Source organism: Actinomyces israelii DSM 43320, assembly GCF_000711965.1.
Lineage (GTDB): Bacteria > Actinomycetota > Actinomycetes > Actinomycetales > Actinomycetaceae > Actinomyces > Actinomyces israelii.
This window is the reverse complement of record NZ_JONS01000032.1, coordinates 26,316-36,735: the sequence shown is the minus strand read 5'-3', so window position 1 is coordinate 36,735 and position 10,420 is coordinate 26,316. Positions and strand designations below refer to the sequence as shown.

13 protein-coding genes and 2 pseudogenes are annotated in these 10,420 nt (G+C 70.7%); 5 read left to right on the top strand and 10 right to left on the bottom strand.

Annotation, left to right across the window (positions count from 1 at the left end):
• The first annotated feature begins 172 nt into the window (after positions 1–172).
• From O145_RS11145 to O145_RS11140, 4 genes and pseudogenes are all read left to right on the top strand, one after another.
• Positions 173–796 (top strand): hypothetical protein, encoded by a 624-nt coding sequence (locus O145_RS11145; RefSeq protein WP_052375038.1) that lies wholly within the window; start codon positions 173–175, stop codon positions 794–796.
• Positions 797–1,402: 606 nt separating this feature from the next.
• Positions 1,403–1,603: pseudogene (locus O145_RS19620) on the top strand (hypothetical protein); the annotation flags it as partial.
• 14 nt (positions 1,604–1,617) lie between these two features.
• Positions 1,618–1,977, top strand: a complete 360-nt coding sequence (locus O145_RS19615; protein WP_267489931.1) for a formylglycine-generating enzyme family protein — start codon at positions 1,618–1,620, stop codon at positions 1,975–1,977.
• Entirely contained in the window at positions 1,917–2,561 is a 645-nt protein-coding gene (locus O145_RS11140) for a DJ-1/PfpI family protein (protein ID WP_043562993.1), read from the top strand. Before O145_RS19615 ends, O145_RS11140 begins: the two co-directional genes overlap by 61 nt.
• A 412-nt stretch (positions 2,562–2,973) precedes the next feature.
• On the opposite strand, the gene O145_RS11135 is transcribed toward O145_RS11140, so the two are convergent.
• From O145_RS11135 to O145_RS11105, 7 genes are all read right to left on the bottom strand, one after another.
• Positions 2,974–3,321 (bottom strand): HepT-like ribonuclease domain-containing protein, encoded by a 348-nt coding sequence (locus O145_RS11135; protein ID WP_043562992.1) that lies wholly within the window; start codon positions 3,319–3,321, stop codon positions 2,974–2,976.
• Positions 3,318–3,635 (bottom strand): nucleotidyltransferase family protein, encoded by a 318-nt coding sequence (locus O145_RS11130; protein ID WP_043562990.1) that lies wholly within the window; start codon positions 3,633–3,635, stop codon positions 3,318–3,320. Before O145_RS11130 ends, O145_RS11135 begins: the two co-directional genes overlap by 4 nt.
• A gap of 83 nt (positions 3,636–3,718) precedes the next feature.
• The gene (locus tag O145_RS18245) at positions 3,719–3,946 is read right to left on the bottom strand and encodes an LbetaH domain-containing protein (RefSeq protein WP_156966731.1); all 228 of its coding nucleotides are present in this window, start codon (positions 3,944–3,946) and stop codon (positions 3,719–3,721) included.
• A 369-nt stretch (positions 3,947–4,315) separates the two neighbouring features.
• Positions 4,316–4,633, bottom strand: a complete 318-nt coding sequence (locus O145_RS17450; protein ID WP_229118516.1) for a ribonuclease HepT family protein — start codon at positions 4,631–4,633, stop codon at positions 4,316–4,318.
• A 122-nt stretch (positions 4,634–4,755) separates the two neighbouring features.
• A complete protein-coding gene (locus O145_RS11115) occupies positions 4,756–5,199 on the bottom strand; it encodes a helix-turn-helix domain-containing protein (protein ID WP_229118517.1) in 444 nt (147 codons plus the stop codon).
• 83 nt (positions 5,200–5,282) lie between these two features.
• Complete coding sequence (locus tag O145_RS11110; RefSeq protein ID WP_043562984.1) at positions 5,283–6,041, bottom strand: NAD(P)H-binding protein; 759 nt, start codon at positions 6,039–6,041, stop codon at positions 5,283–5,285.
• A gap of 217 nt (positions 6,042–6,258) precedes the next feature.
• Positions 6,259–7,164, bottom strand: a complete 906-nt coding sequence (locus O145_RS11105) for a sugar phosphate isomerase/epimerase family protein (protein WP_043562982.1) — start codon at positions 7,162–7,164, stop codon at positions 6,259–6,261.
• A gap of 251 nt (positions 7,165–7,415) precedes the next feature.
• Between O145_RS11105 and O145_RS11100 the strand changes: the two genes are divergently transcribed.
• Positions 7,416–8,444, top strand: a complete 1,029-nt coding sequence (locus O145_RS11100) for a LacI family DNA-binding transcriptional regulator (RefSeq protein WP_043562981.1) — start codon at positions 7,416–7,418, stop codon at positions 8,442–8,444.
• Positions 8,445–8,469: 25 nt separating this feature from the next.
• Here the strand turns inward: O145_RS11100 and O145_RS18675 are convergent, their stop codons facing one another.
• The 3 genes and pseudogenes from O145_RS18675 to O145_RS11090 form a co-directional block, all read right to left on the bottom strand.
• Positions 8,470–8,799 carry a substrate-binding domain-containing protein gene (locus tag O145_RS18675; RefSeq protein ID WP_267489932.1) on the bottom strand — a complete coding sequence of 110 codons (330 nt, stop codon included), beginning with the start codon at positions 8,797–8,799 and terminating at the stop codon, positions 8,470–8,472.
• A 191-nt stretch (positions 8,800–8,990) separates the two neighbouring features.
• A pseudogene (locus tag O145_RS19910) lies at positions 8,991–9,098 on the bottom strand (LacI family DNA-binding transcriptional regulator); the annotation flags it as partial.
• Between the two features lie 97 nt (positions 9,099–9,195).
• Complete coding sequence (locus O145_RS11090; RefSeq protein ID WP_043562977.1) at positions 9,196–10,374, bottom strand: Gfo/Idh/MocA family protein; 1,179 nt, start codon at positions 10,372–10,374, stop codon at positions 9,196–9,198.
• Positions 10,375–10,420: the final 46 nt, after the last annotated feature.

The window sequence follows — 10,420 nt, the reverse complement described above, 5'->3', positions numbered from 1 at the left end:
AGGTGCTCCGCAGACGCCAACCAGGAATCCCGCAGCAGTTGCCCCAGAATGCCATTTTGTTTAATTCCGGCCATATCTGCACACTGAGCTCCGCAAGCACGGAACCGCTGAGGAGGTCATCGCCCGGGCCATTGCCGCCTCTCCGGTCAAGGCCGGCATCGATCCGAAAACCATGGACGCCATCGCGGCGTCGGCGATCAAGGTGGAGGTCGGTCGGACGACCGCCCTGTCCACGCTCGCCGGACTCCCGGGCGGGCTCGCCATGATCGGGACCATCCCCGCCGACCTGACCCAGTACTTCGGTCATGTCATGCGCCTGGAGCAAAAGCTGGCCTACGCCTACGGCTGGCCCGCCTTCGTCAGTGAGGAGGGGAATATCGACGACGAGACATTCGCCCGTTTCGTCGTCCTGCTCGGCGTCATTATGGGCGTCGGCGGCGCGACCGCGGCTGTCACCGAGTTCGCCAAGCAACCGGCGAGAATCGGCGTGGAAAAGGCCATCCAAAAGGTGGCCCTCACCAAGACGTGGTGGTACAGCCCGATGAAGAGCATTCTGCGCGTCGTCGGCGTCAAGGTCACCAAGGACACGTTCGCGAAGAGCGTCAGCAAGTTCGTGCCCGTGGTGGGAGGACTCGTCTCCGGCGGACTCACCTATGCCACCTTCAGACCGGGCGCCAAAAGCCTGCAGAAGTATCTGGCATCGCTTCCCGCCGCCACCGGGCTCCCCGAGAACGAGACGACCGGCAAGGAGATCGTTATCGAAGAGGTCGACATTATCGAGCATCCTGCGAACTGACCTTCCGTCGCACGGACGGCCTGCCGCACACGAGTGAGGCACTGCGCCCGCAGGATGCGACGGCGTGATCTCTCAAGTCCCGGCACGCGCCGGTGCTCGGCCGCACCGGGCACCGGCGCCGCCGTCTGACGGGCTCCGCCTGCCAGTCCCCCTCGATAATCGATTCCCAGGCAGCGGGCGAGGTCGGTGCTCTCGCCCGCGCACCTCGACCGTGTGCGGGGCGCGGGGCTGGGGGCCGCGCGCAGGGCGGGTGTCCGTCAGAATGACATTGGGACTCCCCGGTACCGTGCGCCCCAGAGGGATCCTTGCAATCATGCGGTTCTCCATTCGCGCTTCGACGTCTCGAACAGCCAATGTCATTCTGATGGACACTCATCCGGTCCGGCCCGCGCTGGAACACGAGTGGACGCCCGACCGACCACGCACTCCGAGCCGCAAGATCATCGAGGTCGTCCGCGGATCCCAAACGGTATGCGTCAACGGCGCCCGCCGGAGACGTCCCGTAGGCTCGCGTCGTGGACTACCGGACCGGCGAGATGGCGCTCCTCGCTCCAGGAACCGTGGATCTCCATGACGCCCGCCGCGGCACTCGGCGCACAGTGACGCTTGAGGCCTTCTCCATCTCCCGCTCGGCGCTGGTCCCGGACGGGTGCGACCGGCCGGCGAGCGGCATGGCGTTGGTTCGAGGCCGTCGACCTGTGCAACCGGCTGTCCGCCGCTCACGGACTGCGGCCCGCCTACGCCGTCGACGACCGCCGGGTGCACTGGGACGTGCGGGCCGACGGATTCCGACTGCCGACCGAGGCTGAGCGGGAGTACGCGTGCAGGGCCGGCACGAGCGGCCCCGCTACGGGAACCTGCGGGAGGTCGCGTGGACCTCGCTCGACGAGCCCGACGGCCCGCAGCCCGTCGGGCGGAAGCGACCCAACGCCTTCGGCCTGCACGACATGCTCGGGAACGTGTGGGAGCGGTGCTGGGACTATCTTGATCCCGCCCGGTACGGCGCCTACCGGGTGTTCCGCGGCGGCAGCTGGGCGGATCCCCCGTGGAGCGTGCGCGCCTCGACGCGTCGGGGCAGCGCGCCCGACGCCGTCATCGAGCTTCAGAGGGGACCCGCGTCATGCAGACCATCGCGCTGTACACCACCGAGACCATGGCCGACTGGGAGTACGCTTACCTGACCACCCGGATCGCCGCGGTCGAGGCGGTTCGCCCCAGGCGCTTCCGCCTGCTGCTCGTGGGCGACGGCCTCGTACCGGTCCGCTCGCTCGGCGGTCTGCCGCTCTCCCCCGCCGCGGATCTCGACGAGCTGGCAGGCCTGGTCGACGACGGCTCACTCGCCGCGCTGGTCATCCCCGGCGGGAACCACTACACCGAGGGCGGGCACGAGCGCCTTGCCGGCACCGTCGCCGACCTGCTTGCTCACGACGTGCCCGTGGCCGCCATCTGCGGGGCCACGTACCTCCTGGCCCGCAACGGGTTCCTGGATGAGCGCCGCCACACATCGAACGCCGCGGACTTCCTCAAGCCCAGCGGCTACCGGGGCGGCGCCCGCTACGTCGACGCCCCCGCGGTCACCGACCGGGGCATCACCACCGCCTCCGGCGTCCACGCGGTCCCCTTCACCGCCGAGGTCATGCGGGTCACGCGCCTGGCCCCGGAGCCGGTCATCAACGCCTGGGAGCAGCTCTACCTGACCGGAGAGCCCCGCCACTACGAGGCCCTGATGGAGGCCACCGGCACCTGGCAGAGCTCGTGGGAGTGATGCCCCGGGAGCACGGGATGTGTCATGCTGCGGCCTGAGGTGCTCGGCGCATCTGCGGAATGATCCACGCTCACTGAGCCGATTTCTGACGCCGGACTCCACTTGCTCGCAAGATCATTCAGCGGCCGGGTCGGGCGAGATTCCCACGATCTGAGCGAGGTCGGGAATCCTCTCCCAAAGATGGGCGGCAGTTCCAGGCAGCACAGACATCCTCCGCAGCTGCCGGGGCGGAGGCCCTGAAGTACGGGTCACGGACGGACTCGGCGACCACAAGACCGACGGGCCGACCGGACCAGCTCCTCCCGGAGGCCGAAATAGTCATCCATCCGGTCTGGCCGCCCGGGCAGGAATGTCGACGTCGCCGCCAGCTCGTCTGGGCTCAACGCGGCAGCTATCCTTCTTTCCGGATATCTCAGCCCGCCGACCCGCCCTCCAACTCCGCCGACAGCACGTCGGCGAGCTGCGGTAGGTCAGTGTCAAGCACGTCGAGGAGCATCGCGATGTCCACGCCGAAGTACTCGTGGACGACGACGTTCCGCATTCCGACGATCGCCGCCCAATCGACCTCGGGGTGCCGGCGGGCAAGGTCGTCGGGCAGATGGTTGACGGCCTCTCCGATGACGCCGATGTTCCGCAGAACGGCGTCCTCTGCCATGGCGGAGAGGGACCGGTCCGCCGAAGTCATCGGCGCGCGGTACGCCTGGCACCGGTCGATCGCCTTGAGGATGTCCCGCAGCCTGTCCGGGACCGCCCTGCTCATATCGCCACCGCGTCCGCGAGAGCCTGCCGGGACACGCCGGCGCGCAGGACGCTGGGGGCGACCACATCGACTGGACGCCCGAGCACGCGGCGCAGCCCCTCGTTGAGGCCGCCGAGCCGCATCAGGGTGCGCCGCCGCGGGTCCTCCAGGTCGACAAGGAGATCGATGTCCGACAGAGGTCCGGCGTCACCGCGGGCGACGCTGCCGAACAGCCGCGGGTTGGAGGCGCCGTAACGCGCGAGCAGGGCATCGACCTCGTCGCGATGCGCCGTCAGCGCCTCGCGCGCCTCAAGGCTCTCGACTGTCGGGATCATGGCGTCAGTCTCCCAGACACGGGCGCCGATTCCCAGTGCCGGACGGACACCCCGGCGTCCGGGCATCGCCGATCACCCGCACGTCAACACGCTCGCGAAGACGGCGCGTACCGTCGCACTCGGCGGGGCCCGGCGACGACGACGCCCTCGCCGATGGTGATCCCGCCGATCGACATGGCCGTGAAGCTGCGATCGATGAAGACGTTCGACGCGATCCGCATCCTCCTGCCGAAATCGACCTGCGCGGGGGCGAACAGCCGGATCGTCGGGTCGGGCTCCTTCAGGCCGAGCAGATCGGCCCACAGCCCCATGACCCGAGCAAGGTCGGGAATCCTCCGAGAGGTCTCGGAGTCCGCACGGCGGACACGGTCCAAGGCATCACCGAGCACCTCGAACTGACGTTCAACCGCAGACCGACGCATCGAGTCGCCGGTGAATTCGCCGATCCCCGCTGCGCCCAAGACCGATGAGCGCCTGAAGAGTGCGCGGGAGCCGCCTTTTCCGGTCAAGGCCGTCTTCAGCCGACGGAGGCCCGGCGGCGGGCGGACGCAGTACCCATGACGTCCGCGTGCCCGCCCGCAACGCACCGGAATCATGCTTGCAGCCTCCCGGATCCGCGCCGACAGGACGAGGGCGCACGGCAAGGACCCTCGGCCTCCCAGCACGTCGAGGCTCCTCGGTCAGGCCCGGGGCAGCGCGGACAGCAGGCGCTCAAGAATATCCGGGACGCGTTCGGTCACGGCGAGCCAGAGGAGATCGTCATTCATATTCCGGTACCCGGCGTGCGCTGCGATATTGCGGGTCGTCCGAATCGCCGCCAGCTCGTCCCGGCTCAACGCGGCCTCGGCCGTCTCGGTCATCTCCTGCCGCTCCAACAGTGCGGCCAGGCGGATCATCGCCATCGACGCCGCATCATAGGCCGCCGTCCCGTCGCGGAACTCGGACTTCTCTGTACTCGCGACGAGGGCCGTCCGGGCCTCGATCGACACCAGCTCCATCCGGATATTCTCAATGGGGAGGCGAAGGCGATGCGCGTCCCGCACACTCGCACGAGCTGCGGGCCGGAAACGATCCTGACTGCCGGAACCCGATGCGGCGCCGTCGCGTCCTCCTCCCCCGCTCACAGCGGTACCGCCGAGGCGAGCGCAGAGGCCATCACACCGTCCCGCGCGGCGCGCGACTGGTCCGAGACCGCGTCCACGGGAAAGCCGGTCAGCTCCTCGACCTCCGCGGCGAAGAGCAAGACGTCAAAAAGGTCCGTTCCCGCCTCGGGCGTGACAACCAGGTCGATATCGCTGTGGAAACCGTCCTCGCCCGCGAGCGCCGAGCCGAAGACCCGGATGTCGACCAGGCCCCGTCTGCGTCCCAGCTCGTTAATCCTGTCCGCATGCGCAGCGAGGGCTACCGAGGGTCTGTAGTCCGCGGCGGAGAGAATACGTTCCAGCATCTCCTCAGAGACGGCACGACGTCCCCCCTCGATCTGGGCGAGGCTCGACTGCTGGATGCCGGCACGACGTGCGAGCTCAGCCTGCGTGAGTCCCGCGTCAGCCCTTGCACCCCGCACGAGAGCGGGTGCCTCCCCCACACGGAACCGTCCCACGAACCCGTATTGTAGCAGTTTATAGCATAGTTGCTATCGGATGCGGGTCAGGCCCCGCGCCGACCCAGGCGGGCGATGTCGTCGCGGACACGGGCCGGCTCATCGGCAAGCGGCACGTTGTTGGCGTCGAGCACGCCGTCGAGAGCACCGGCCTCGTCCGCGCGGGTGGCGGCGAACAGGGCCTCGTAGTCGGTCACGGGCGCACCGGCGGCGCTGAAGACCTCGACGGTGCGCCGCGCCCCGGAGGGGTTGAGGGCGCCCTCCAGGAGGACCTGGGCGATGTGGCGGCGGTCCACGCCGGGCCGGCCGGTGACGAGGTCGCCCTGGCGCAGGTCGATGCGGCGGTCGCCGGGCCCCTGGTAGTCGAACCAGCCGGGCCGCACGATCGTGTAGGGGTGGCCGCCGGCGCGCACGAGACGCTCGGCGCGCCGCTTCCACTCGACGAAGCCGTAGCGGCTCGGTCCCGCCGAGTGGCTCGTATTCATCGCCGTCATGAGGCTGATGTGGGCGCCGTTGCCGCCCAGCGCGTCCAGGAGAGCGGGAATGACGGCGTAGAAACTGCTGCCGTCGCCGTCCGTGTCGCCGCCGTGGGTGAGGACGACAGCGTCGACGTCGCCCGCGTGCGGGCTCAGCTCGTCGACTGAGATCGGCGAGGCCTCGACGATCTCAGCCTCCTGTGGCAGGGCGCGACGGGCCCGCCCGGCGTCGCGGGTCTGGGCGCGCACGGTCAGGCCGCGCGCCAGCGCCTCCTCCACGACGAGGCGGCCGACCTGACCGGTGGCTCCAATGGCGAGAACTGTGGTCATGATGCTCCCGAGTACGGATGGGGACTTGCTCGACAAGTCTGTGCCCCCTGCGGCGAGGCTGCCAGGCACTGGCAGTCCCCGGCTGACAGGCCTCCCTTCCGAGCGCGCCCCGACCGCCCCCTGCCCGGGCCGCGACGGCGCCGCTCTCGCCCTCCGGCCGTCCCGGGGCGACCGGAGGGCGCGGACGCGCCGGGCGGATCGTTTCGCGCGACTCGTCTCAGCGGGCGATGCGGGCGCCCCGCAGGTAGGAGGCGGTGCGCAGCGCGATCGGGAAGGGCGTGTCCGGGTGGCAGGGGAAGAGGTCCTGCTCGACGATCACGAAAATGCTCGGGTCCAGGCGCCACATCTCCCGGGTGATGGACTCGGCGGTGGGCACGCCGCCGGGCGGCTCGCAGATGGCGCCCATCTGGACGGCGTCGTAGAAGCCGAGGTCCTTGTCCTTGACCACCGACATCTTGGCCGGGTCGACCTGCTTGAAGTGGATGTACTCCACGCGCTCGGGGTAGCGGCGGATGATCTCGGCGGAGTCGCCGCCGCAGTACTCGATGTGCCCGGTGTCCAGGCACAGGCCGATCCTGTCCGGGTCGGTGTCGTCGAGCCACCGGCAGGTCTGCCGCTGGGTCTCGACGTGGGAGTCGGCGTGCGGGTGGAAGACGGCGCGCAGGCCGGTCTCGCCCTTGATGATCTCGGAGAGCTCCTGGGTCGCCCTGACGAGCTGCTTCCACCCGTCGGCGTCGAGCTCCTTGCCCTCGACGTACTCGCCGGTGAACAGGTCGCGGTACATGGCGGGCAGCAGGACCACGTACGTGCCGCCGACGGCGGCGGCCAGGCGGGCGACGTCGAGGGCCTCCCTGGTGATGGCCTCGAAGTCCTCTGCCCGGTGGAAGGCGCCGCCGGTGGTGCCGGCGGAGACCTTGAGGTCGCGCTTGGCGAGCTCGTCGGCCAGCTCGCTCGCATCGGTGGGGAGGAAGCCGTAGGGGCCGATCTCCATGTAGCGGTACCCGGCCTGGGCGATCTCGTCCAGGTAGCGGGCGCCGGTGGTCTGCTTGGGGCTGTCGGGCATCCACACGCCCCAGGAGTCGGGGGCGGAGCCGAGGCGGGCGTTGGTGACGGTTGAGGACATCGTTGTCTCCTTGGGGCAGTCGTGGCGGGCCGCGGGCGGCAGCCTCTGCGGGGTCCCGCGCCGGAGCCCGTTGCAACTCTGGACTGGGACCGGTCCCAATCATTCTCCCACACACTCTCAATGTCAAGTACTGGCGTTAATTGAAGCGATCCGCGGCCTCGGCAGTATAATGGGCCAATTGAGCGGGACCGGCCCCACGAGGAGGTTATGATGCCCCTGCACCCGCGAAGACGAGGAGAGGACGGTCGCCCGTGGCACAGCAGGCGCGCCCGAGGACGGGCACGACGATCCGCGACGTCGCCGGGCGCGCCGGGGTCTCGAAGTCCTCCGTCTCCCGTTACCTCCAGGACCCGGCCATGGTGAGCGCCCATGCGCGCAAGGCGATCGCCGCCGCCATCGAGGAGCTCGACTACCGCCCCTCCGCCGCCGCGAGGAGCCTGACGAGGCGGCAGTCGCGCGCCATCGGCGTCCTCGTCCACGACCTGCGCCAGCCGTGGTTCGTCGACTTCCTCAACGGCCTGGCCCAGGTCCTCGGCGACGCCGGGTACTCCATGCTCATGTGCGACACCCGCCTGGACCAGTCGATGGGCGAGAGCCTGATCACGTCCTTCGCCGAGCGCCAGGTCGACGGCATCGTCCTGGCCGGCACGATGCCGGTCTCGGAGCGCCTCGTGACGGCCATCCGCTCCGTGCCCACCGTCGTCGCCGGAAACCATGAGTTCGACGACGCCTCCCTCGATGTCGTCGTTCCCGACGACGCCGCGGCCGCCCGCCTGGCCCTCATGCACCTGCACGGCCTGGGGCACCGGCGCATCGCCCACGTCCGGGGGCTGGACAACGGCACCTTCCGGATCCGCGCACAGGCCTACGAGGCCTTCATGGCCGAGCAGGGCCTGGCCGATGCGGCCGTCGTCGTCGACTCCGACTCCAGCACCGAGGGCGGGCGCGCCGCCGCTGCCGACCTGCTCGCCCGCCCCGGCCCCCGGCCGACAGCCGTGTTCGCGTCCAACGACCTGGCGGCGATCGGCGTCGTGTCCGCCGCGGCGGACCTGGGCGTCGCCTGCCCCGGGGAGCTGAGCGTCGTCGGCATCGACGACTCCTACCTGGCGGCGCTGCCGCCCATCTCCCTGACCTCCGTCGGCCTGTCCACCGCCGCCCAGGGGGGCCTGGCCGCCCGGATGATCATCGACCGCATCACCGCCCCGGACGCGCCGCAGCGCCTCGAGGTCCTCCCGCCCAGCGGGCTGTCAGTGCGGGGGTCCTCCGCTCCCCCGTCCTGAGCCCCTCGCGCCGCCGGGGCGGGCATCACCGCTCCGGCGCGCCTCGGCGGCGCCGTCGCCCGCCGCACGGCGAGGACCGGCGCCGGGACCCGGCGGGAGAGTCCTGCGGCCTCCTCGGCGCCCGCGTCCCCGGGAGGGGGCGGATGAAGCGGGCCGCGATGCGCCCCTGCTCGGCGGCCCCCTGGTCGACGGTCGTCGGTCCGGCGGGGCCGGCCGCGCTCTGACCGTCGTAGCCGACGACGGAGACCTCCCCGGGGACGTCCAGCACCGCCTCCGCGCAGGGCCTCCAGGGCGCCGAGCGCCATGTGGTCGTTGCCGCAGAAGACGGCGGTGGGCGGCCCCCGGTCGCGAACAGGGCGCGGGCGGCCTCCCGGGCGTCCCGCCGACCCTGGGTGCGCGGCGTCTGGGTGCGCGGCGTGACGAGCCGGGGGCGAGAGCGGCGTCCTCCGTGGCCGCGGCGCGCTCCTCGTAGAGGATCGTCGGCGGGAGCCGGAGGTGGGCGATGCGCTCGTGTCCGCGGCCGTTGTCGATGCAGCCCAGCTCGCGGACGGCCGCCAGGATGCGCTCGCGCCCGGCCTCACTGACCTTGTCTAGACCGCGCACGACGCCGGAGACGCATAAGTGGGAGACGCCCGCGCAACGGGCGAGGTCCACCTGGGCGACACGGCAGGTGGGCGCGGACTCCCCCTCACGAGCAGGCCTGGGGCGGCGCCCGCCCGGCGGGCACCGCCCCAGGCTCTCACGGCGCCGCTCAGGCGAGCGCCACGGGAGCGCCCGTGGCGGCTGCCTTCTCCGCGGCCTCGATGATCCGCATGGTCGGGATCGCCTCGGCGAAGGGCACGGTGACCTCGCCCTTGCCGACGACGGCGGCGACGAACTCCTGGATCTCGCCGATGAGGTTCTCGCCGTAGCCGGTGCCCACGCCGCGGCCGGGCATGCAGGCGACGTCCCCGAAGTAGGGGAAGTCGGGACCGGCGATGATCTGACGGGGGCCGTCGAGGCCGGGGGCGGACTGCTCGGGCTGGCAGAGGTGGAACTCGTCGGAGTGGGGCGACTCGAACTTGGCCCAGCCCCTGTCGCCGTAGACCTCGATGGCGAAGACATCGGTGATCCCGGTGGCGATGCGCGAGAGGTTGACCGAGCCGATGGCGCCGCCCGCCGTGCGCAGGGAGATGACGGCGTTGTCGTCGTTCTCCACGGGGCCGGACTCGGTGGCGGAGGCGCCCTGGCTGTGACCAGTGCCACCGGTGGGCAGCGGGCGCTCCCTGATGACCGTCTCCAGCTGGCAGGCGACGACCTCGGCGATGTCGCCCAGGACGAAGCGCACCGTGTCGATGATGTGGGCGCCGATGTCGGCGACGGCGCCTCCCCCGGCGACGCTCCTGACGAAGCGCCAGGTGCGGGGCGCCTTCGGGTCGGAGGCGTAGTCGGCGAAGTAGCTGGCGCGGAAGGAGTGGACCGTGCCGATACCGCCGTCCCGGACGACCTGCGCGAGAGCGGCCAGCGCCGGCACCCGCCGTCGGCAGAAGCCCACGGAGGTGACGACGCCGGCCTCCTCGGCCGCGCGGGTCATCTCCTCGGCCTCGGCCGAGTTCAGGCCGAGCGGCTTCTCGCAGAAGACGTGCTTGCCGGCCTTGAGCAGCCTCGGGACGACGTCGATGTAGGCGTTGTTGGGCAGGGCCAGGGAGACAGCCTCGATCTCGGGCCGGTCGATGATCTCCTCGATGCCGGCGGCGGTCCGCTCGAAGCCGTACTTGGCGGCGACGGTCTGCGCCAGGGGCGCGTTGGGCTCGACGAGGGTGTCCAGACGGACGTTGACGCCCTTGAGGGCGGGCAGCATCTGGGCGTTGCGGAAGCCGAAGGCGTGGCCCTGGCCGGCGAATCCGGCTCCGACGACGGCAATGCGCAGGTCGCGGGACGTGCGGGACATGGTGGTGGTTCCTTTCGGATTGTGGTGAACAGGCGTGCTCAATAGC

What these genes read in the sequence shown, in the direction of transcription:
- O145_RS18245 (WP_156966731.1), bottom strand. Translation starts at nt 3,946, where the DNA reads ATGGGGCTGTGGGCCGATCTGCTCGGCCTGAAGGAGCCCGACCCGACG.
- O145_RS11105 (WP_043562982.1), bottom strand. Translation starts at nt 7,164, where the DNA reads ATGTCCTCAACCGTCACCAACGCCCGCCTCGGCTCCGCCCCCGACTCC.
- O145_RS11145 (WP_052375038.1), top strand. Translation starts at nt 173, where the DNA reads ATGGACGCCATCGCGGCGTCGGCGATCAAGGTGGAGGTCGGTCGGACG.
- O145_RS11140 (WP_043562993.1), top strand. Translation starts at nt 1,917, where the DNA reads ATGCAGACCATCGCGCTGTACACCACCGAGACCATGGCCGACTGGGAG.
- O145_RS11110 (WP_043562984.1), bottom strand. Translation starts at nt 6,041, where the DNA reads ATGACCACAGTTCTCGCCATTGGAGCCACCGGTCAGGTCGGCCGCCTC.
- O145_RS17450 (WP_229118516.1), bottom strand. Translation starts at nt 4,633, where the DNA reads ATGGAGCTGGTGTCGATCGAGGCCCGGACGGCCCTCGTCGCGAGTACA.
- O145_RS11090 (WP_043562977.1), bottom strand. Translation starts at nt 10,374, where the DNA reads ATGTCCCGCACGTCCCGCGACCTGCGCATTGCCGTCGTCGGAGCCGGA.
- O145_RS11135 (WP_043562992.1), bottom strand. Translation starts at nt 3,321, where the DNA reads ATGAGCAGGGCGGTCCCGGACAGGCTGCGGGACATCCTCAAGGCGATC.
- O145_RS11130 (WP_043562990.1), bottom strand. Translation starts at nt 3,635, where the DNA reads ATGATCCCGACAGTCGAGAGCCTTGAGGCGCGCGAGGCGCTGACGGCG.